Genomic DNA, 21420 nt, shown 5'->3' on the forward strand with positions numbered 1-21420 from the left:
CGGCACGATCCGCAACAGCCCGTCGCGAAGCCGCCAGCTTGACGTCGGATATTGATAAATTGGGCTACCCGTGAGTTTTCAACACTTGGAATGTTCGTTGCGACTTTTGCTAATTAGCGCCGGCGGTGCAACCGCAGGCGCTGTGGCGCCGGCGATTTGTTAATGAATATTTCTGAGATCGTTCGTCGCAAAATCGAGAAACGATGTCCTTCAAGTGAAGGCAAGCTCACGCTGCAGCTCGAAGATTTTCAGATGACCATTTGACTGTTTTAAGATCAACTTTCGTTGAAGTGTGAAGTCGCTAACACCCGCGTCGGGCGAAGTCTGCGATGGTTCGTGTGACTCTATTCACACGGCGGAATTTGACTCATGAGGCACGTTTCGAATCTTGCGCTGGGAGCCGCTTACCCTCGGTCCGAGTCTCGCATTGGTCACAGGACAAAGCGAACGAGTGTTTTGGCTTCGCTTGTCGCGGCGCTGCATCACTCACGACGCCTTCAGGCGCAGCGCACCCTTGGACAATACCGGCATCTCGTCGCTTCACCCAAGGGCGGCGCGCGGCTCGAACCCGAGCACCGGAGGCGATGAAGATGTCGGTAAATGAGAGGCGTGTACGGCCGAGATATTCTTTGCAAATACCAGAACTGAATGAAATGACGTTAATAACTACCATCGCTCTCCTGTTTTTGCTTCTTCACATCCTTGCTGGCACTCTCTTGCAGAGTGCCCCAGCGAGCGAGATCGTTACACCGCAAGAAGAGGCACGGCTGTCGTTATACGACTAATGACTATCTCAAATCGCTTCTTTTGGATGCGGTCCGCAGAGGAGGAACATGATTAGCATCGAGTCCTCTCTGTTACGTGCTGAGGGCGGCGATCGCATGATTTGCGAATTCCACGCGGTCGGCAAGAACACGGAGGATAAAATCGTCGAATGAGGCCGCCAAGTCGGGACGTTCAAGCCTCATGCGTTCGAAATTCACCCGCGTAAGAGTAAATAGCGTGGCCGGCCCGTCGGATGAGACCGTTGCCACGCGAACGGAGCGACGAAAAAAGCCCATCTCGCCAACGACCTTGTAAGTCGTGATCCGGCGCACCCGCAAACTGCTCCCGTCGGCCTTCGTGATATCGATGGCGAGATTTCCGGCGGCCACGAGATCGATCGTATTCGCGGGTTCGCCCTGGCGGTACAGCACTTGTGATCCGTCAACGGCCTTGCGATCGAAATAGGTCAGGATTTGAGCAACATCAGCTGTGTTCCCCAGTTCGCGCTGCAGCCAGGGCGCGAACCCGGCGTCGCCAGCATTGAGATCGAGGCTGGCCCTGGCAAGCATCTCGTCCTCGCACCAAGCCAGGCTGTATGGCAGATCGGCGAAGACTTGATGCTTGCTTTTCGCACCGATCAATCCGCCTCCTTCCAATACAGCGTGGTTCGCCGCCGAAAGCGCACAATAGATGATCGTGACACCTTGCTGGTTGCAGAAATTTCGCAATTTGGTGAAACTTACTACGGCGGAAGCATCGGCGCCTGATACGGTTCCGAAGTCGAGCACGACGTATTTGACGCAGCCCTGACCCAGCTCTTGAATATCGCCGCGGATCCGCTCGAACACACTTTCCGACGATCCGAAAAAAATGTAGCCCGACAGCCAGTATAGCTGGATCGCGGCGCCTTTGTCCCGCAGGTAGTCTGCGGCAATGGCCGATCGTTCGACGTAACTGGTGAAGTCCGCGCGCGTGACATGCCGGCGAACGACGCCGCGTCGCGCATAGCTGATGGCGAATAGCACGCAGGCGCAAATCAGACCGACCACGATGCCGACCAGGAAACCATATTGGATGCAGACGATCATCATCGCGGTGACGAGCCCGAGGTCGAACCAGGCGCGCTGGGAAAAAGGCCGCCACAAGGCGTCAAGAATGAACGTATAGCCGAGATAGAAGACGAGTCCGGCGATGATCGGAATCGGGATCAAGCCAGGAAGATCGAAATTGGAAATGGCGACAGCTCCGAGCGCCAGCGCACAAAAAACGCCGCTCATGCGGGTCGCGCCGCCCGCATGTTCCAGCAAGCGGCTTGTTCCGACCTGCAAACCGCTGGCGATGCCGCCGAAGGGCGCGGCTATCAGGCTGGCTAGTCCGTGCGCACGAAATTCGCAATCGAGGTCTCCCGACGCCTGGCGTCCAACCTCGATGCTGGAGACCTTCGTCACCATCGAAATCAGCGCCACGATCGTCACGGCGAGCAGTTGCGGAAGGAGCGCGGCGGTCATCGACCACGTCATTTGCGATCCGCGGGCGGTATCGAAGGGCGACCACCGGCTCAACGTACCCAGGGAAGGAAGATAGAAACCGTGTACGGTGTCGGAAAGTCCAAAACCCCTCAGCGCAAGCGCCCCGATCACCCACATGGCAACCAGGGAAACCGGCATCGCGAACGCCCACTTGACCCACTGGCGAACGCCCAGCAACACCGCCACGACGGCGGCGGCCGCGGCGAGCCTCGTGCCCTGGAGCAGGGTCCATGTCGCTGTTATTCCGGTCAACGACAAGGCGCGGCCGCTCGTCATGCGAACACCACCGGCAATGAGAAACCAGCCAGTCGCCGCCATGAAGCCGCCGACGACGAAATAAGGAACGAACCTGAAATAGGCGCCCCACTTCGCCTTGCCCAGACCGTACAACAAGGCCCCCGACAGAACCGTAGCCGCAGTAAAGAGGAGCATGACGGTCTGAACAGCCGAATGGGGCGTCCCCCCGGCGGCAAGGACATCAGCGCCGGCGGACGCGCTGAGAAGCACAAGCACCGCCCCGGTCGGTGAATCGATGCCGCTTGCCAGGGGCGGCAGGGACGTTGCGGCGGCAATCCAGGCGCCTCCGATGCAGCTTCCGATCAACATCGCCCAGATCACGATCGGGATTCCGGAGCTAAGCTCCCCCGGAAACATCAAAGCGCCAAACGAAACGATATTGCCGATCAGAACGACAGCCGCCACCAAGCCGGCAATCAAATCCTTGATCCCATCGCGCCCGGCCTTCGCGAGCTGCGCTGCGGTCAGCGAACCGGATAACATCCGTGGCGCGCGCGCGTTGTCGCGCATGCCCGGGGCGTCCATTCCTTGATCCAAGATTTCTCCCCCCTAATTTGTAAACTGCCCCGGGCAGGCGGCCGCCGCCTATATTTTAGCGAACTGACACACTGCTGCAATTGGTCGGCCCCGTTATCGGTTTATTCTAGAAGCGTATGATGGCTCCACTAAAGCGGTGATCTCCGGATAAACTTTCGCGGCTCGCCGACTTTAGAAGAAAACATGGCGATCCGACGTTACGATTTGGCAACATAATATTTTGAGTTGTGAACGGGTGCGGATGCCTCGATTCATCGGCAAGGGTTGACCGCTAGCGGTCCATCGCGTCATTCGTTACGCCGCAAAATTTGGCCGCTGTCGGGGCTTAGCGGACATTGAGCCAGCCGCACCAACCGAGGCTCGATGATGAATACGCGCCCTAATAAATAAAAATGCCGCCCGAACCGTCGGGCGGCATTCATATGGAGTGCGTCGCGTGTGCGGCTTACAGCAGGCCCGCGCCGCGCGCCCATTTGTATTTGGCGCCCAGCACCTCGACCGGCAATTCGGTCGAATAGGCGTAGGCCGGGATGCCGTTCTGGTAGAGATATTCGGCAGCCTCCTCGACCTCGATATCGCCGGCCAGCGAGGCCACGATCGGCTTCACGAAGCCCTTGGCCTCCATCTCCTTCTTCACCTCGACCATGTTGCGGGCGAACACCATCGGCGGCGTGACGATGGTGTGCCAGTAGCCGAGGATCAGGGCGTGGATACGCTCGTCCGAGAGGCCGAGCTTGACGGTGTTGACATAGGTGATCGGCGGCTCGCCGCCGGTGATGTCGACCGGGTTGCCGGCGGCGCCGAACGGCGGGATGAACTTGCGGAATGCCGCGTCGAGATCCGGCGGCATCGCCATCAGCGACAGGCCGTTGTCGACCACCGCATCCGACAACAGCACGCCGGATCCGCCGGCGCCGGTGATGATCAGGATGTTCTCGCCCTTCGGCGTCGGCAGCACCGGCACGCCGCGCGCGAATTCGAGCAATTGCCTTAAGGACCGGGCGCGGATCACGCCGGACTGCTTGAGCACGTCCTCGTAGATCTTGTCGTTGCCGGCAAGCGCGCCGGTGTGCGATGACGCCGCCTTGGCACCGGCCGAGGTGCGGCCGGCCTTGAGCACGATCACCGGCTTCTTCTTGGAGACCCGCTTGGCGGCTTCCGCGAAAGCCCTGCCGTCCTTCAGATCCTCGCAGTGCTGCGCGATCAGGTTGGTGTTCGGGTCCTGCTCGAAGAACGCCAGCAGATCGTCCTCGTCGATATCGGACTTGTTGCCGAGGCCGACAATCGCGGAAACGCCCATCTTGGCCGAGCGCGAGAAGCCGATGATCGCCATGCCGATGCCGCCCGACTGCGACGACAAAGCCGCATGGCCCTTGACGTCATAGGCGGTGCAGAACGTGGCGCAGAGATTGGCGGGCGTATAATAGAAGCCATAGATATTCGGCCCCATCAGGCGGACGTTGTATTTCTGGCCGATCTCGACGATTTCGGCCTGCAACTCAGGCGCGCCCGCTTCGGCGAAGCCCGACGGAATCAGCACGGCGCCGGGAATTTTCTTCTCGCCGCATTCGATCAGCGCGCCCGCGACGAATTTTGCCGGGATCGCGAACACCGCGGTGTCGATCACGCCGGGCACGTCCTTGACGCTTTTGTAGGCCTTGTAGCCCAGGATCTCGGCGGCCTTGGGATGGATCGGATAGATCTCGCCCTTGTAGCCGCCGTTGATCAGATTCTTCATCACCGAATTGCCGATCTTGCCGTCTTCGGCAGAGGCGCCGATCACGGCCACCGCTTGCGGCCGCATGATGCGGTTCATCGCGGTGACGATTTCCTCGTTCGAGCGCGGCGCCGGACGCGGCTTGTAGTCGAAATCGACGACGATGCGCACATCGGCGGCGATCGCGTCATGCTTGGTGGCGAATACCGGATTGAGATCCATCTCGATGATTTCAGGAAAATCGGTAATCAGTTTGGAGACGTCGACGATGATATCGGCGATCGCCTCATGGTTGACCCGATCGCTGCCGCGCACGCCCTTGAGCATTTCGTGGGCCTGGATGCCGTCCAGCATCGACAGCGCATCTTCCCTGGTCGCCGGCGCGAGCCGGAACGTGATGTCCTTCAGCACCTCGACCAGCACGCCGCCGAGGCCGAAGGCCACCAGCTTGCCGAACGATCCGTCGGTGACGGCGCCGACGATGACTTCCTGGCCGCCGAGCAGCATCTGCTGGATCTGGACGCCTTCGATCCTGGCGTCGGCCTTGTATTTCCTGGCGTTGGCCAGAATGATCTCGTAATTCTTTTCGGCATCGGTGGCGGTCTTGACGCCCACCACCACGCCGCCCGCTTCGGTCTTGTGCAGGATGTCCGGCGAGACGATCTTCATGACCACGGGGAAACCCATGTCCGCCGAAATCCTGGCGGCCTCAGTCGCCGATTTCGCCACGGCTTCCTTCGGCACCGGAATGCCGTAGGCATCGCACACCAGTTTGCCTTCCGGCGCCGTCAGACTCGTGCGTTTATCCGCCTTAACCTGATCAAGTATCCTGCGGACCGCATCTTTAGAACTCGACATGGTTTCCTCCTTGACGTCGATTGCTTGCTTGACGTCGATTGCTTGATTCCTGCCGGCGCCTGTGCGCGCCGGTGTGAATGTAGCGCCCCGCTCAACTCGCTTGCGGTGATCGCAAACGGGCCATCCGCGCCAGCGCCCATCCTTATTTGCGGTGAATTCGCTTCGTATGGCATATGGTATGCCAGAAACGGGGATGGGCTGGCAAGCCACCCCCAACGAAGTGCTGAAAACAATGTCGTCTTGACTTTCTGGCATCTGGTATGCCAAAAATCTTCGAACCAATAGTCTGATACAAGATGTCTCCTGACAGGAGACTCAAACCGTGCCCGAGCTGAAACAGATCAAGGCGGCGCCCACCATGGCCGAGGCAGAGATTGCAATTGTCCGGATCGCGCCGGAGACCAGCTTCAAGAACAAGGCCTATGAGGCGCTGAAAGAAGCCATCCTCAAGATGGATATCTATGCGACGCCCGAACCGGTGATGCTCGACGAACGCGCTCTGTCGGAGCGCCTCGGCGTCAGCCGGACCCCTATCCGCGAGGCGATCGCGATGCTGGAGCAGGATGGCTTCGTCAAAACCGTGCCGCGCCGCGGCATCATCGTGGTCCGCCGCACCAAGAGCGAGATCGTCGACATGATCCGGGCCTGGGCGGCGCTGGAAAGCATGGCCGCGCGCCTGATCACGACGATCGCGCGCAAGAAGGACATTTCGGCGCTGCGCGACTTCTTCAAGGATTTCGGCCCGGACCGCCTGCCGCAGGATCACGTCGACGAATATTCAAAGGCCAATATCGCCTTCCACCAGGCCCTGATCTCGCTCAGCGAGTCGCCGGTGCTGGTCGACATGACCAACGACATCCTGCTGCATGTGCGCGGCTACCGGCAGTTGACCATCGGCCGCACCGACCGCACGGCGGTATCGCTGCCCGAACATATGGCCATGATCGACGCCCTCGAAGCGCGCGACACCGAGCTTGCGGAGAAGCGCGCGCGCGATCACACGCTCGGTCTCGCCGCCTATGTGGAAGCCCACGGCCAGGATCTTTTTTAACCGGACCCAGCCTCTTTAACCGAATACAGCCTCGACGCCGGACCACGAAGACTTCTTCGCCATCCGGATCAAGAAACGACAGGGAGACAGCGGAATGTCCGCAACACTACAGAGCATCGAACCAAAGACAGCCGACGCGGAACAGGCACTGACTGACGGCTTTCATCTCGTCATCGATGCGCTCAAGCTCAACGACGTCAAGACCATCTATGGCGTGCCCGGCATTCCGATCACCGATTTCGGCCGTATGGCGCAGGCCGCGGGCATTCGCGTCATCTCGTTCCGCCACGAGCAGAACGCCGGCAATGCCGCGGCGATCGCCGGTTTCCTGACCAGGAAGCCCGGCATCTGCCTGACGGTCTCGGCGCCCGGCTTCCTCAACGGCCTCACCGCGCTCGCCAACGCCACCACCAATTGCTTCCCGATGATCCTGATCTCGGGCTCGTCCGAGCGCGAAATCGTCGACCTGCAACAGGGCGACTACGAGGAGATGGACCAGCTCGCGATCGCGAAACCGCTCTGCAAGGCGGCGTTCCGCGTGCTGCACGCTGCCGATATCGGCATCGGCCTCGCCCGCGCCATCCGCGCCGCGGTGTCGGGACGTCCGGGCGGCGTCTATCTCGACCTGCCCGCCAAGCTGTTCGGACAGGTGATGAACGCCGAGGCCGGCGCCAAATCGCTGGTCAAGGTGATCGACGCCGCGCCCGCGCAGATCCCCGCCCCTGCCGCGGTCAAGCGCGCGCTCGACGTTCTCAAGAGCGCGAAACGCCCCCTCATCATCCTCGGCAAGGGCGCGGCCTATGCGCAGGCCGATGACGATATCCGCGCCTTCGTCGAGAAGAGCGGCGTTCCGTTCCTGCCCATGAGCATGGCCAAGGGCCTGTTGCCCGATCTGCATCCGCAATGCGCGGGCGCGGCGCGCTCGACCGTGCTGAAGGAAGCCGACGTGGTGATGCTGATCGGTGCCCGCCTCAACTGGCTGTTGTCGCACGGCAAGGGCAAGACTTGGGGTGATGCTCCGAAGAAGTTCATCCAGATCGACATCGAGCCGAAGGAAATGGATTCCAACGTCGAGATCGTCGCGCCCGTGGTCGGCGATATCGGCTCCTGTGTCGCGGCGCTGCTGTCAGCCATGGGCGGCAACTGGCCAGCCGCGCCGGCCGACTGGATGAAGACGGTCAGCACGAAGCGGGACGAAAACATCGCCAAGATGGCGCCGCGGCTGATGAACAACAAGTCGCCGATGGACTATCACGGCGCGCTCGGCGCGCTCCGGACCATCATCAAGGAGCGGCCGGACGCCATCCTGGTCAACGAAGGCGCCAACACGCTCGATCTCGCGCGCGGCGTCATCGACATGTACCAGCCGCGCAAGCGGCTCGATGTCGGCACCTGGGGCGTGATGGGCATCGGCATGGGCTTTGCCATCGCGGCGGCGATCGAAACCGGCAAGCCGGTGCTCGCGGTCGAGGGTGACAGCGCCTTCGGCTTCTCCGGCATGGAGGTCGAGACCATCTGCCGCTACGATCTGCCGGTCTGCGTCGTGATCTTCAACAACAACGGCATCTATCGCGGCACCGACGTCAATCCCTCCGGGAGTTCGGATGTCGCGACCACGGTGTTCGTCAAGGATTCCCGCTACGACAAGATGATGGAGGCCTTCGGGGGCGTCGGCGTCAACGCCACGACGCCGGACGAATTGAAGCGCGCCGTCAACGAGGCGATGGATTCCGGCAAGCCGACCTTGATCAACGCGGTGATCGATCCCGCCGCCGGCTCCGAAAGCGGCCGCATCGGCAATCTCAATCCGCAAAGCGTTTTGAAAAAGAAGTGAACAGGCAACCAACAGCGTCATTCCCCGCGCAAGCGGGGAATCCAGTCGCCACCGACTTGCCACGGGACCAAGGCTGTGCCCGGCTGAATCGATGGCGATGGCTGGATGCACGCATTCGCGGGCATGACGACAGCAGTTTTTAAAGGAGAGGACAGATGACAAAGGCGCTGAAGGGCGTTCGCATTCTCGATTTCACCCACGTCCAGTCGGGACCGACCTGCACGCAATTGCTGGCGTGGTTCGGCGCCGACGTGATCAAGGTCGAGCGCCCCGGCGTCGGCGACATCACGCGCGGCCAGTTGCAGGACGTGCCGAATGCCGACAGCCTGTATTTCACCATGCTCAACCACAATAAACGCTCGATCACGCTCGACACCAAGAACCCCAAGGGCAAGGAAGTCCTCACCGAACTGATCAAGCAATGCGACGTGCTGGTGGAGAATTTCGGCCCCGGCGTGCTCGACCGCATGGGTTTCCCGTGGGAGAAGATCCACAGCATCAACCCGAAGATGATCGTGGCCTCGATCAAGGGTTTCGGCCCCGGCCCCTACGAGGACTGCAAGGTCTATGAGAATGTCGCGCAATGCACCGGCGGCGCCGCCTCGACCACCGGTTTCCGCGACGGACTTCCGCTCGTCACCGGCGCGCAGATCGGCGACAGCGGTACCGGCCTGCATCTGGCGCTCGGCATCGTCACCGCGCTTTACCAGCGCACCATGACCGGCCAGGGCCAAAAAGTGACCGCGGCGATGCAGGACGGCGTGCTCAACCTGTCACGCGTCAAGCTGCGCGACCAGCAGCGCCTCGTACACGGCCCGCTCAAGGAATACAGCCAGTTCGGCGAAGGCATTCCGTTCGGCGACGCAGTGCCGCGCGCCGGCAACGATTCCGGCGGCGGCCAGCCCGGCCGCATCCTGAAGTGCAAGGGCTGGGAGACCGATCCCAACGCCTACATCTATTTCATCACCCAGGCGCCGGTCTGGGAAAAGATCTGCGACGTCATCGGCGAGCCCGGCTGGAAGACCCATCCCGACTACGCCAAGCCGCCGGCCCGGCTGTCGCGCCTCAACGAGATCTTCGCGCGGATCGAATTGTGGACCATGACCAAGACCAAGTTCGAGGCGATGGACATCCTCAACAAGCAGGACATTCCGTGCGGCCCGATCCTGTCAATGAAGGAACTGGCGGAAGACCAGTCGCTGCGCGCCACCGGCACCGTGGTCGAGGTCGATCATCCCACCCGCGGCAAGTATCTGTCGGTCGGCAACCCCATCAAGCTGTCGGACAGCCCGACCGAAGTGAAGCGCTCGCCGCTGCTCGGCGAACATACCGATGAAATCCTGCGCCAGGTGCTCGGCTTCAGCGATCATCAGGTCGCCGAGATCCACGATTCCGGCGCGCTCGATCCGCCGCGCAAGCAGGCGGCGGAATAGACCGCTTCATTTCCCGGAGGATTTTCAAAGGCCGCCGGTTTCCGGCGGCCTTTGCATGGGGTGCATCTGGTTTTCGGATCGGGTCATTTTGCTGCATCGCAAAGAAATAAATGCTGCTATGCAGAAAAATAGGTTGCGTCTGGCATCTGGTATACATAGTTTATGCCCCGAACGCAGCGAGCGACTGCCCGTCCGACATCAAAGGGGACAAACATGTCCAAAACCGCCTCCGTTGGCCTTGCTCCCGCAACCACCCTGTTCGGCCGCCTGCTGGCCTCGATCGATCGGGTGTTGATGATCAACGCCGAGATCGCCGCCCGCAACGGCGACGTGCCGTATTTCGGCCTCTGATTGGAGGTCCGGACGGGGCGCTTTGCCAGCCCGCCGATCGCACTGCGAAATAATCCTCCCGACTGACAGCCCCGGTTTTCCGGGGCTTTTTTTATGGCAGGAAGCTCGGTCGGCCCGCGGCTCGCCTGCTTTGGAATGCGACATAGTGGGCAGAAGAAGGGGCTTGCACCCTGGCATATCGCATACCAATATGCCGCACCGGTAACGCTCGCATCAAACAGAAGCGTACCTCGGGAGGAATCATGACCGCCACCGCACAGCCTGCTGTCCCCTCGACATCCGAAAGCCCCTACTTCCGCTGGTTGCAACTCGCGATGGGCATCGTCTGCATGGCGATGATCGCAAATCTGCAATATGGCTGGACGCTGTTCGTCGATCCGATCGACGCCAAGTACCATTGGGGTCGCGCCGCGATCCAGCTCGCCTTCACGCTGTTCGTGGTGACGGAGACCTGGCTGGTCCCGGTCGAAGCCTGGTTCGTCGACAAATACGGCCCGCGGACCGTCATCATGTTCGGCGGGGTGATGATCGCCCTCGCCTGGGTGCTGAACTCTTACGCCAACTCGCTGGTGCTGCTTTATATCGCCGCGATCCTCGGCGGCATCGGCGCCGGCTCGGTCTACGGCACCTGCGTCGGCAACGCGCTGAAATGGTTTCCCGATCGCCGCGGCCTCGCCGCCGGGGCGACCGCCGCCGGCTTCGGCGCGGGCGCCGCGATCACCGTGGTGCCGATCGCCAACATGATCGCCGCACACGGCTATCAGCAGGCGTTTTTCCTGTTCGGAATCGGACAGGGCGTGATTGTCTTCATCCTCGCCTTTTTCCTGCGCAAGCCGTCGCGGACGATGCCGCCGAAACGCAAGCAGCTCCATTTGCCGCAAACCAGGATCGACTTCACCCCGCCGCAGGTGCTGCGCAGCCCGATATTCTGGGTGATGTATCTGGTGTTCGTGATGGTCGCCGCCGGCGGCCTGATGGCGGCGGCGCAGATCGCGCCGATCGCGCACGACTTCAAGATCGCCGACGAACCCGTTGGGCTGCTGGGCTTCCAGATGGCGGCGCTGACATTTGCGATCTCGCTCGACCGCATCTTCGACGGTTTCGGCCGCCCATTCTTCGGATGGGTGTCCGACACGATCGGCCGCGAGCACACCATGTTCATCGCGTTCGGCACGGCGGCGCTGATGCTGCTGACGCTGTCGGTCTACGGTCACATCCCGGTGGTGTTCGTGCTGGCGACCGCGGTGTATTTCGGCGTGTTTGGCGAGATCTACAGCCTGTTCCCGGCGACATCAGGCGATACATTCGGCGTCAAGTTCGCCACCACCAATAACGGCATGCTGTACACCGCAAAAGGCACCGCCTCGCTGCTGGTGCCGCTCGCGAGCATCATCGCCAGCAATTTCGGCTGGCAGGCGGTGTTCGTCGTGGCCGTCGCGCTCAACGCCACCGCGGCGCTGATGGCGCTGTTGGTGATCAAGCCGATGCGCCGCGCCTTCATCCTCGGCGCCGAAGCGCCGGCGGAAGCACATGCGCGGGATGTCAGACCGGCCTGATCACCGCATCATGTAACGAAAGAGGCGCATCGCGGTGCGCCTCTTTTTTTTTGCTCGTCCGAATTGGAATACAAAATACCAAAATCCATTTTTGCCCTATTCAACAGCCAGCAAACATCGAGACCGGCGCAGCCGCAGCACCAAAACGTCAATGGTACTGTCGCTTTATTCCGAAATGGTGGCTCCCGATTTCCACATAACCTGATTGACAATTGGAATAATGTATACCACAAATATCGATATCAAGAAGACAGTCTGTGGCTGGACCTGAAGGAGGTTGCGATGCAAGTCGGAGACATCCTGCGCAACAAGACCGCCCGCGTCGCGACGGTTCGAATGAACGAGACCGTCGCCATCGCCGCCCAGCTGATGCGCGCCAGCGACATCAGCGCGCTGGTGGTCAAGGATGTGGTGCGGACCGAGGGTAACACCGCCGCCGGCATGTTCACCGAGCGCGACGTGGTGCGCGCCATCGCCGTACACGGCGCGGCCGGCGCCAACCTCAAGGTCTCGCAACTGATCTCGGTGCAGCAACTGGTCTCCTGCAGTTCGAACGACACGCTCGAACATGCTCGCCATCTCATGAACAGGAACCAGATCCGTCATCTGCCGGTGATCGACAATTACAGCCTGGTCGGCGTCATCAGCATCAGCGATCTCGCGACCGCCTTCGACGAGGCCAGGACGGAAGCGTTGGAGCATGATCCGGAAAAATGGGCGCCGGTCTTTCCGAAAAGATCGTGCTCAAACGATAAGATACAGCGCGATGGCGATTTAGCCTGAAGTTATCGCGCTCGGCCGTTCCGGCCTGAAAATCCATTTCCGCCGTCGCGTATCTCCCTGCCTTGAGAAATCACGCAAAGGCAGGCCAGCAGGGTCTTGCCTGAAAATCTCAGCCATTTCGTTGGGGTATGCCATGAAGGTCTGCATCTACGGCGCCGGTGCGATCGGCGGCTATCTCGGGGTCGAGCTGGCGCGGACGCAGGCCGATGTCAGCATGGTCGCGCGCGGCGCGCATCTGGCGGCGATGCGCGAAAACGGGCTCAGGCTTTTGATCGGCGGCGAAGAGCATGTGGTGCGGCCGCGCTGCACCGACAATCCGGCCGAACTCGGTCTGCAGGATTTCGTCATCATCTGCCTGAAGGCCCATTCGATCACCGGCGTACTGGCCCAGATGCAGCCCCTGCTCGGCCCCCGCACCCGCATCGTCACCGCGGTCAATGGCATCCCCTATTGGTATTTCCACAAGCATGGCGGCCGCTACGAAGGCACGATGCTGGAGAGCATCGACCCCGGCGGACGGCAGTGGCGGGAACTCGGCCCGGAGCGCGCCATCGGCTGCATCGTCTATCCCGCGACCGAGATCGAGGCGCCCGGCGTGATCCGCCATGTCCATGGCGATCGCTTCCCGCTGGGCGAGCCCTCCGGCGAGATCACCGCGGACGTCGAGCAGCTTGCAAAACTGTTCGCCGCGGCCGGCATGCAGGCGCCGGTACTGGACCGCATCCGCGACGAAATCTGGCTCAAGCTGTGGGGCAATGTCTGCCTCAACCCGATCAGCGCACTGACCTGCGCCACGCTCGACGTGATCTGCTCGGACCCGGCGACGCGCGCGCTGTCGAAAGCGATCATGCTGGAGACGCAGACGATCGCCGAAACGTTTGGGGTCAAATTCCGCGTCGATGTCGAACGGCGGATCGAAGGCGCGCGCAAGGTCGGCGCCCACAAGACCTCGATGCTGCAGGATCTCGAGCGCGGACGGCCGATGGAGATCGACCCGCTGGTGTCGGTGGTCCAGGAAATGGGCCGCCTGACCGGCATTCCGACGCCGGCGCTCGATGCGGTGCTGGCGCTGGTGGCCCAACGCGCGAAACTCGCCGGTCTCTACGAAACCGCCCCCCTCGCCGCAGCAAAAGCTCAGGCTTTCGCATGAGGGCGGCGGCAGGGCCGTCCCTCCCCTCGGTAGACTTTTCCCGGCCCTGGCGTCATCCTCCGCCCCGAATGAGCGGACGAGGATCGAAGCACGGTTCACCGGACTGAGTTGGAGTCGGTTACCCGCTTGCGCTTGTCTTCCGCATGAAGCTTAAAGCTGCAAAACAAGCCCTTACCGAGCCAGCGGGAATGAACCGATGAAAGCCTATGTCTACGGCGCCAACGGCGCCGAAATCACCGACATCGCCAAGCCGTCGCCGAAGGGCGCGCAGGTGCTGGTTCGCGTGCGCGGCTGCGGCCTCAACCGCGCCGACCTCGGCATGACCAAGGGCCATGTCCACGGCAGCGCCGGCGGGGTCGGCGCCGTGCTCGGAATGGAATGGGCGGGCGAAGTCGCCGAACTCGGCCCCGACGCCAAGGGCGTCAAGCCCGGCGACCGGGTAATGGGCTCGGGCGGCGCGGCCTTCGCCGAATATACGCTGGCCGATCACGGCCGGCTGTTCCGCATCCCGCCCGACGCCAACATGAATTTCGAGGAAGCGGCCACCCTCCCGATCGCGCTCACCACCATGCACAACGCGGTGGTCACTATTGGCGGCTTGCAGCCCGGCCAATCCGTGCTGATCCAGGGCGCCAGTTCCGGCGTCGGCCTGATGGCGATGCAGATCGCAAAGCTCAAGGGCGCCAAGCTCGTAATCGGCTCCTCGACCAATGCTGTCAGGCGCGAGCGGCTGAAGGAATTCGGCGCCGATCTGGCCATCGATTCCAGCGATCCCGGCTGGGTCAAGCAGGTGCTCGACGCGACCTCCGGCGAAGGCGTCGACCTCATCGTCGACCAGGTCTCAGGCCCGGTCGCGAACCAGAATCTCGCCGCCACCAAAATCAAGGGCCGCATCGTCAATGTCGGCCGCCTCGGCGGCACCCATGCCGATTTCAACTTCGACCTGCATGCCGCGCGCCGGATCAGCTATATCGGCGTCACCTTCCGCACCCGCTCGATCGAAGAGATCCGCGAGATCTTCAGCAACGTGCGCAACGACATCTGGCCGGCGGTGGAAAGCCGCCAGTTGAAACTGCCGATCGACAAGGTGTTTGCCTTCGACGATATCGGCAAGGCTTTCGAGCGGATGGAAGCCAACCAGCATCTCGGCAAGATTGTGGTGAGGTTTTAGCGGCGCGCCTGCCGCGCTTCGCGGATCGCTCACCGTCAGAATTACAGCGATCGTGAATCGCAGTAACCATCAAGTACCGTCGTCATTCCGGGGCGATGCGCAGCATCGAACCCGGAATCTCGAGATTCCCCGATGCACAATTCCGCATCTGAGGTCTGGTCCTACGGACCATCCCCGAATGACGAACGATGTCGGGACGTAGAACGGGCTAGCGAAGCCGGACCCAAACGACGTCTGATTCAGGTCGCGCCCATCACGCTTCGTCTCGACCGCGCGTATGACCGGCGCAGCAGCGCAAACAGGCTGCCGCCCGTTGCCGCCCCGAGCAGATAGGCGACGGCGACCAGCAGCGCCAGCGGGACGCGGGCATTGGAGCCGAGGAAGGAAATCGTGACGATCTCGAAGTTCTGCAGCACGAAGATGATGGTCGCGGCCGCGACCACAATGATGACGGCGAGATACACCCAGCGCATCGGCGCCTCCTTATCGTCGGTCAAGCCGGCGCGTGGCGTGGCTTCGCCGGCGATGCCTCAGGCAACGCGGCGCAGGCCCAGGCCGAGTCCGATCCAGCCCGCGCCGGCCACGACGAGATCGATGCCGAGGAACAGGCCGAGGACATAGAGACTCGACACCGGCCAGTGCGCCAAAATCAGGAGGCCGAGCAGCAGCGTGATCACGGCCGACAGCAGCACCAAGACCCAGGGCGTTTCCCGCTTCATGCTGAAGGCCAGCACAATCCGAAGCACGCCCGAGGCCACCAGCGACGCACCGAGAACGAGAGTGAGCACCGCGGCGGCGAGCAGCGGATTCTCGAATGTGACGAAGCCGGCGATGATGTAGAGCACGCCGAGCAGCGCCCAGAGCAGGAACCTGCCCCAGCTCTTGATCTGGAAGGCGCTGAATACTTCGGCGACCCCGGCGATGATCATCATCACGCCGACAACGAAGACACTGGCAACGGTAGCCATCGCAACGCTGCCGAGCGCGATCAACCCGACGATCAGATAGACGACGCCGAGCGCGACGATCCAGCCCCACTTGGCGCGCAGCGGCGCTGTATCGGAACCGGATTGAAGATGATTCAGGGCATCTGAAGCGTGTGTCATGACGGTCCTCCACCACGAAAACCTATCCGACGTGCATCTGCGAGACAGCAGATGAGCAAGGCCAGACTATCGGAGAAGGTGTCCCGCCGACAATCGCTATTTCCGCGATTTCGGCTTTCGGTTGTTGAATTAGGTCGGCAGTGCTGACGATTCTAATCAAATGGGCTCGCTCGCGCGGGGGCGGAGTGCAAGCAGTAGTCTTCACGCCGACAGCGATTGGGTCAGCAGCGGATTCCAGTAATCCCGGATGTTTTTGATCTTCCCGCCCTCCAGCGTGATAATTTCGACGTAGCTCTGGTTGTAGGGCTGCCCATTGCTGCGGCTGTGTCCGGTGATGCTGAATTCCAGGATGACAATTTTGGGATTCAGCGTCCAATGCACCACCGGATCTGTGAAGGATTCGATGACGAGAATATCCGCGAGCGGCTCAAGATAAGCCGTCAGGTCCGCATGCCCGCTCACCTTCTTCGGTCGGCCGGGCCGCGCGAATGGAAACTCCATCACAGCGTCTTCCGCCATCAGATCCAAAAAATCCTTCGCATTCTGATCGACGTGTTCGCCGAGCACGCGTTTGAGCATGTCGAAGAGTTCCGGAAATATGGGCTTGGAACGAGTCATGGTTGCAGCTCCGACTGATTGCCCCGGTGACCGGGGCGATGGGTTTGTCCTGCATCGTCATCTGCTTCGAACAGCTACTGTTCCGCCCGGCAATCCCAGGAATTGCGTGGCTTCAGGGCAGTGCTGTTTTGGATCTACGCGGCGGCGCGCTCAGTGGTGGGCCGGCGGCGCAGATCGGCCTTCAGGATCGCCGGCGGCTTGTAGGCGGCCTCATTCAATCCAACATCGGTTCCGGGCCGGACGATCTGATCGATCCGGTCCAGCACGTCGTCACTGAGACGAGCCTCGGCGCCAGCGAGCAGATCGTCGAGATGCTGCATCGTGCGCGGCCCAAGAATGGCCGAGGTCACGCCCGGGTGAGCCATCACGAAGGCCATCGCCATGTGGGTGAGAGAGAGCCCCGCCTGTTCCGCCAACGGAATGAGCTGCTCGATCGCCTCCAGACTGCGCTCGTCCGACATCTGCCTGGGGAAGTATTTCACCCGCAGGCTGTCGGGCAGCGGTCGCCCCTTGCGGTAGCGGCCCGTGAGCATCCCCTTCGACAGCGGACTCCAGACCAGGACGCCCATGCCGTAGCGCTCGCAGGTGGGCAGCATGTCGAATTCGATACCGCGATCGAGGATCGAGTACGGCGGTTGCTCGGTCCGGAAACGCGCCAGCCCGCGCCGCTCGGCAACCCATTGCGCTTCGACGATCTCCGACACCGGAAAGGTCGAGGAGCCGATCGCGCGAACCTTGCCTGCGCGCATCAGATCGGTGAGCGCCGACAAGGTCTCTTCGATGTCGGTGTCCGGCGCTGGCCGATGGATCTGGTAAAGGTCGATGTAGTCGGTCTGCAGGCGGCGCAGCGAATTGTCCACCTCCTGCATGATCCAGCGCCGCGACGTGCCCTGCTGGTTGGGATCCTCGCCCATCGGCCCGTACACTTTGGTTGCGAGCACGATTCTGTCGCGCCGCCCCTTGAGGGCCTTGCCGACGATCTCTTCGGACTCGCCGGCACTGTAGCGGTCGGCGGTGTCGATGAAGTTGATGCCGGAGTCCAACGCCTTATGGATGATGCGGATGCAATCGTCGTGATCGGGATTGCCGATCCCGCCGAACATCATCGCGCCCAGGCAATAGGGGCTGACCTTGATGCCGGTTCGTCCCAACGCGCGATACTGCATTGTCGTCTCCTCTGAGCATCGATGTGGCCGACACCGCTTCGTTGCGTTATAGAGTATAAACGGAACGTCCCTCCGCTTATACGGAACGACGTTCCGTTTATCAAGAGGAATGTGGTGCGCGGCAAAGCGGACGAACACGGTGATGGCCTGGAGCCTCGAGGGAGCGCCGATCGGCGCGTCCGCGCCGACGCCCGGCGCAACATCGACACGTTGCTGCAGACGGCCCTGGCGGTGTTCGCAACCTCCGGCGTGGACGCGCCGATGCGGGAGATCGCCGAGAAGGCCGGCGTCGGCATCGGGACGATTTACCGTCACTTTCCGCAACGCGCCGACCTGATCGCCGCCGTTCTCCGTCGGGAAATCGATGCCTGCGCGGACGCCGCTCCGGTTTTGGCTGCCGAACACAAGCCAGGCGAGGCGCTGGCGCGATGGATGCAGCGCTATGCGGCCTTCATTGCAGCCAAACGTGGGCTCGCCAAGGCGCTGCACTCGGGAGATTCGGCATACGATACCTTACCGGGTTATTTCGACCAGCGACTCCGGCCCGCCCTTCGCACACTTCTCGAAGCCGCGGCCACCGCCGGCGAGATCCGCGCCGATGTCGATGCCGACGACCTTCTGGGCGCGGTGACGAGCCTGTGCATGTCAGCCCACAATGCTGGCCCCGGCCGGGCGGAGCGCATGATCGCCCTCCTCGTCGACGGGCTCCGCTATGGCGCGAACCGTCGGTGAATACGCCTGCCTAACAGGAGTCCGTTGGCTCGCGGACCGCGCCGGGCGATACCGCCGGATGCGCACGCAGCCCGTGGGGCGGATTGAGCCGAAGGCATAATCCGCCATTGCTGCCATTCGACAACTTACTTCACACGCAACACCATAGAAGCATTGTCTGGGTGCATAACGTAACACGCCACCGCGATAGATGGCGGATTACGCTTCGCTAATCCGCCCTACGCGCTGGTCAGCGAGCTGAACCCATAAGCGCGAACCACCTGCTTTGTTGAAGCGATTCAATCTGATTTGCCCTGTCCAGTCCCTCTTGCAAAAACATTCCCCTTCCCTGCCGCCCCAAATCAAATCTACCTCCCCCGCCGTCCCGCCCCGTGAGAGGGGCGTTGGCCATCGTCACGAACGTTGGGGCGGGATGCGGTGGACGCGGCAGCGTCGGGCGCGTGATGGGATCGCAGGGCGGGTCTTTGACCTGTGAGCGGTCGCAAGCGCGCGGACGAACGGCGCATGTTGCGGACGGCAAAGCCGTGTGGTCCTGGCACCCGTTGCTGGTGTCAAGCCGGCGGAGGCGTTGCGAGCCCGACCGGGATTCGACGCGCCCTATTCGCCGGCGACGGTGACAAGACGAATTCGTCGCCGGGGAGAGCGCGGGATAAGCCGTTAAAACCATTGCGCAGGGAATGCCGGGTGTTCCGGTACACCTGTGGTGACGAACTCGTGTGCTTTCTACATTTTGCACGCGAGGCTGCGGGTGCGGCGGGCACCCGGCATTCCCGGCGCCCTCCCTTGAGGGTCGCGCCGCGCCCTCTGCTCTCAGGGCGAAGATTTATCGACAGCTCGGGCGTATCGCGCCGCGAGATCGCGAATCTGTGCCGCAACGTCATTGCAAGGAACACTTGCGACGAAGCAATCCAGCCTATGTCAATTCCGGGATGGTTCGAAAGCCAGACCTCAGATGCGCAACTGCGCATCGGGGAATCTCGCGCCACAATCTCGGGATTCCGGATCGCCGCTTCGCGCCGTCCGGAATGACGAACCGGTGATGGATTGCTTCGCGAAAGCCTGTCATCGGGCCCATCCGCGCGACCCGATGGCGCTCGCAATGACGGTGGAATCGGAATAATTCGCAATAATCCGTCCCTGCAAATGAACGGCGACGGCGGATGTGATCATCACTTTCAGCCTACACAATGGACTGCTAAACCGTCGCCCATGAGTCACGCCCACAGCCATCCCGATCACAGCGTAAAATCCCGCGTCGCGGCGATTTCGATTTTCGCCAGCGCCGGGATGGCCGCGGCCAAGCTGATCGTCGGCATCCTGATCGGCAGCCTCGCGCTGATCTCCGAGGCGCTGCACTCTTCCGTCGACCTGGTCGCGACCATCATCACCTGGATGGTGGTGAAGGTTTCCGATCTTCCCGCCGACGAGGAGCATCATTACGGCCACGGCAAGCTCGAAAGCCTGTCGGCGCTGGGCGTGACCGCGATGCTCTATGTGCTGGCGGGCGGCATCCTGGTCGAGGCCTATAGCCGGTTGCGCGAAGGCACGCCGCCGCCGGTATTGTCGGCGATCCCCTTCATCGTCCTGCTCGCCGACATCGCGGTGAATCTCTGGCGGGCGCGCGCGCTGCATCGCGCCGCACGCAATACCAAAAGCCAGGCTCTCGCCGCCGACGCGCTGCATTTTGCCTCCGACGTGCTCGGTTCGGTCGCGGTCATCATCGGGCTGGCGCTGTCCGGGCTCGGTTACGCCTGGGGCGACGCCGCCGCTGCCATCGGCGTCGCCGTGGTGATCGCGGCGCTGGGGCTGCGGCTGGCGCGCTCCACCGTGGAGACCCTGCTGGACCGCGCGCCGGAAGGCGTCTCCGAGAAGGCCGCCGCCGCGATCAGGACCGTGCCCGGCGTGGTCGATATCGAGCGGCTGCGCGTCCGCATGGTGGGCCCGACCCACTTCATCGAGGCGATCGTCGAGGTGCCGCGCACCTATCCGATCGACCGCGTCGAAGGGATCAAGCGCCGGGCGGAAGACGCCGTCGCCAGGGCGCTCGGCGACACCGACCTGACCTTCACCTCCGTTCCGGTCGCGCGCGACAACGAAAGCGTGCGCGAACGCATCATGGTGATCGCGCGCAACTCGGGCCTCGCCATTCACCACGTCACCGTACACGACCTCGGCGGCAAGCTGACCGTCAGCATCGACCTCGAAGTCGACGGCGGGATGACGCTGACGGCCGCACACGACATCGCCCACGGATTGGAACGCAGCATCCGCGAGGAATTCGGCGAGGATGTCGAGGTCGATACCCATATCGAACCGCTGGAGCCGGAATTGCCGCACGGCTCCGACGCCGCTCCCGGCCGCGTCGAGATCATCAAGGTGGCGTTGACGCGCTTTGCCGCCGACGGCGCGATCCATGACATCCATAATGTGCGGGTGCGCGACACCGATGCCGGCGAGATCGTGAACTTCCATTGCCGCGCCGCGCCGTCGATGAGCGTGATCGAGGTCCACGACCATGTCGACGAGATCGAGCGCGCGCTGCGCCGCGCGTTTCCGACCGTGAAGCGCGTCATCAGCCACGCCGAGCCGCCGAACGCCTGAGCAAAATCCAGCACGAGCGACGCGTTCCTGTTTCGGACTCGCGGTGTGAGCGTTTCGACACACCCATTCTCCGTTGGACAAGAATTATTCCGCATTAACGAATCGTTGACTCTCGACAGGCCCGAAAAACTGGATTCAAATCGCTTTGATTCGGAAGCGAGTGGG

At 62.1% G+C, this 21420-nt stretch carries 16 protein-coding genes; 10 read left to right on the forward strand and 6 right to left on the reverse strand.

Going from position 1 to position 21420, the window contains the following annotated elements:
• Positions 1–857 precede the first annotated feature (857 nt).
• Positions 858–3116: a SulP family inorganic anion transporter gene (locus HB630_RS06740; protein WP_213771067.1), complete on the reverse strand. Its 2259-nt coding sequence runs from the start codon at positions 3114–3116 to the stop codon at positions 858–860.
• 457 nt (positions 3117–3573) lie between these two features.
• Positions 3574–5703, reverse strand: a complete 2130-nt coding sequence (locus tag HB630_RS06745) for an acetate--CoA ligase family protein (protein WP_213771069.1) — start codon at positions 5701–5703, stop codon at positions 3574–3576.
• A 358-nt stretch (positions 5704–6061) separates the two neighbouring features.
• Here HB630_RS06745 and HB630_RS06750 point away from each other — a divergent pair, with 358 nt between their 5' ends.
• The 8 genes from HB630_RS06750 (at position 6062) to HB630_RS06785 (ending at position 15032) form a co-directional block, all read left to right on the forward strand.
• Positions 6062–6754 (forward strand): GntR family transcriptional regulator, encoded by a 693-nt coding sequence (locus HB630_RS06750; protein WP_213771897.1) that lies wholly within the window; start codon positions 6062–6064, stop codon positions 6752–6754.
• Between the two features lie 94 nt (positions 6755–6848).
• Positions 6849–8588, forward strand: a complete 1740-nt coding sequence (gene oxc / locus HB630_RS06755; RefSeq protein WP_213771071.1) for an oxalyl-CoA decarboxylase — start codon at positions 6849–6851, stop codon at positions 8586–8588.
• A gap of 155 nt (positions 8589–8743) precedes the next feature.
• Entirely contained in the window at positions 8744–10021 is a 1278-nt protein-coding gene (gene frc / locus HB630_RS06760) for a formyl-CoA transferase (RefSeq protein WP_213771073.1), read from the forward strand.
• A 213-nt stretch (positions 10022–10234) separates the two neighbouring features.
• Positions 10235–10372, forward strand: a complete 138-nt coding sequence (locus tag HB630_RS06765) for a hypothetical protein (RefSeq protein ID WP_213771075.1) — start codon at positions 10235–10237, stop codon at positions 10370–10372.
• Between the two features lie 242 nt (positions 10373–10614).
• Entirely contained in the window at positions 10615–11928 is a 1314-nt protein-coding gene (gene oxlT, locus HB630_RS06770) for an oxalate/formate MFS antiporter (RefSeq protein WP_213771078.1), read from the forward strand.
• A gap of 282 nt (positions 11929–12210) precedes the next feature.
• A complete protein-coding gene (locus HB630_RS06775) occupies positions 12211–12711 on the forward strand; it encodes a CBS domain-containing protein (RefSeq protein ID WP_213771081.1) in 501 nt (166 codons plus the stop codon).
• A 133-nt stretch (positions 12712–12844) separates the two neighbouring features.
• The gene (locus HB630_RS06780) at positions 12845–13861 is read left to right on the forward strand and encodes a 2-dehydropantoate 2-reductase (RefSeq protein WP_213771084.1); all 1017 of its coding nucleotides are present in this window, start codon (positions 12845–12847) and stop codon (positions 13859–13861) included.
• 196 nt (positions 13862–14057) lie between these two features.
• Positions 14058–15032: a zinc-binding dehydrogenase gene (locus HB630_RS06785; RefSeq protein WP_213771086.1), complete on the forward strand. Its 975-nt coding sequence runs from the start codon at positions 14058–14060 to the stop codon at positions 15030–15032.
• A 239-nt stretch (positions 15033–15271) separates the two neighbouring features.
• Here the strand turns inward: HB630_RS06785 and HB630_RS06790 are convergent, their stop codons facing one another.
• The 4 genes from HB630_RS06790 to HB630_RS06805 all read right to left on the reverse strand — a co-directional run bounded on the left by HB630_RS06790 (position 15272) and on the right by HB630_RS06805 (position 17922).
• Positions 15272–15505, reverse strand: a complete 234-nt coding sequence (locus tag HB630_RS06790; RefSeq protein WP_213771089.1) for a lipopolysaccharide assembly protein LapA domain-containing protein — start codon at positions 15503–15505, stop codon at positions 15272–15274.
• A 57-nt stretch (positions 15506–15562) separates the two neighbouring features.
• Positions 15563–16138: an HdeD family acid-resistance protein gene (locus HB630_RS06795; protein WP_213771091.1), complete on the reverse strand. Its 576-nt coding sequence runs from the start codon at positions 16136–16138 to the stop codon at positions 15563–15565.
• 201 nt (positions 16139–16339) lie between these two features.
• Entirely contained in the window at positions 16340–16717 is a 378-nt protein-coding gene (locus HB630_RS06800; protein WP_213771094.1) for a nuclear transport factor 2 family protein, read from the reverse strand.
• Between the two features lie 173 nt (positions 16718–16890).
• Entirely contained in the window at positions 16891–17922 is a 1032-nt protein-coding gene (locus HB630_RS06805; protein ID WP_213771096.1) for an aldo/keto reductase, read from the reverse strand.
• Positions 17923–18033: 111 nt separating this feature from the next.
• On the opposite strand from HB630_RS06805, the gene HB630_RS06810 reads away from it, so the two are divergent.
• Complete coding sequence (locus tag HB630_RS06810) at positions 18034–18654, forward strand: helix-turn-helix domain-containing protein (RefSeq protein WP_346656045.1); 621 nt, start codon at positions 18034–18036, stop codon at positions 18652–18654.
• Between the two features lie 1209 nt (positions 18655–19863).
• Complete coding sequence (locus tag HB630_RS06815) at positions 19864–21255, forward strand: cation-efflux pump (RefSeq protein WP_213771100.1); 1392 nt, start codon at positions 19864–19866, stop codon at positions 21253–21255.
• The last annotated feature ends 165 nt before the right edge of the window (positions 21256–21420 follow it).

The sequence above is a fragment of the Bradyrhizobium sp. dw_78 genome (genome assembly GCF_018449525.1).
GTDB lineage: Bacteria > Pseudomonadota > Alphaproteobacteria > Rhizobiales > Xanthobacteraceae > Bradyrhizobium.

Bases quoted from the DNA above. Each gene is read 5' to 3' on its own strand.
- HB630_RS06745 (WP_213771069.1), bottom strand. From the start codon at position 5,703: ATGTCGAGTTCTAAAGATGCGGTCCGCAGGATACTTGATCAGGTTAAG.
- HB630_RS06805 (WP_213771096.1), bottom strand. From the start codon at position 17,922: ATGCAGTATCGCGCGTTGGGACGAACCGGCATCAAGGTCAGCCCCTAT.
- HB630_RS06780 (WP_213771084.1), top strand. From the start codon at position 12,845: ATGAAGGTCTGCATCTACGGCGCCGGTGCGATCGGCGGCTATCTCGGG.
- HB630_RS06775 (WP_213771081.1), top strand. From the start codon at position 12,211: ATGCAAGTCGGAGACATCCTGCGCAACAAGACCGCCCGCGTCGCGACG.
- HB630_RS06765 (WP_213771075.1), top strand. From the start codon at position 10,235: ATGTCCAAAACCGCCTCCGTTGGCCTTGCTCCCGCAACCACCCTGTTC.
- HB630_RS06790 (WP_213771089.1), bottom strand. From the start codon at position 15,505: ATGCGCTGGGTGTATCTCGCCGTCATCATTGTGGTCGCGGCCGCGACC.
- oxlT (WP_213771078.1), top strand. From the start codon at position 10,615: ATGACCGCCACCGCACAGCCTGCTGTCCCCTCGACATCCGAAAGCCCC.
- oxc (WP_213771071.1), top strand. From the start codon at position 6,849: ATGTCCGCAACACTACAGAGCATCGAACCAAAGACAGCCGACGCGGAA.
- frc (WP_213771073.1), top strand. From the start codon at position 8,744: ATGACAAAGGCGCTGAAGGGCGTTCGCATTCTCGATTTCACCCACGTC.
- HB630_RS06750 (WP_213771897.1), top strand. From the start codon at position 6,062: ATGGCCGAGGCAGAGATTGCAATTGTCCGGATCGCGCCGGAGACCAGC.
- HB630_RS06815 (WP_213771100.1), top strand. From the start codon at position 19,864: ATGAGTCACGCCCACAGCCATCCCGATCACAGCGTAAAATCCCGCGTC.
- HB630_RS06795 (WP_213771091.1), bottom strand. From the start codon at position 16,138: ATGACACACGCTTCAGATGCCCTGAATCATCTTCAATCCGGTTCCGAT.
- HB630_RS06800 (WP_213771094.1), bottom strand. From the start codon at position 16,717: ATGCTCAAACGCGTGCTCGGCGAACACGTCGATCAGAATGCGAAGGAT.
- HB630_RS06785 (WP_213771086.1), top strand. From the start codon at position 14,058: ATGAAAGCCTATGTCTACGGCGCCAACGGCGCCGAAATCACCGACATC.
- HB630_RS06740 (WP_213771067.1), bottom strand. From the start codon at position 3,116: ATGGACGCCCCGGGCATGCGCGACAACGCGCGCGCGCCACGGATGTTA.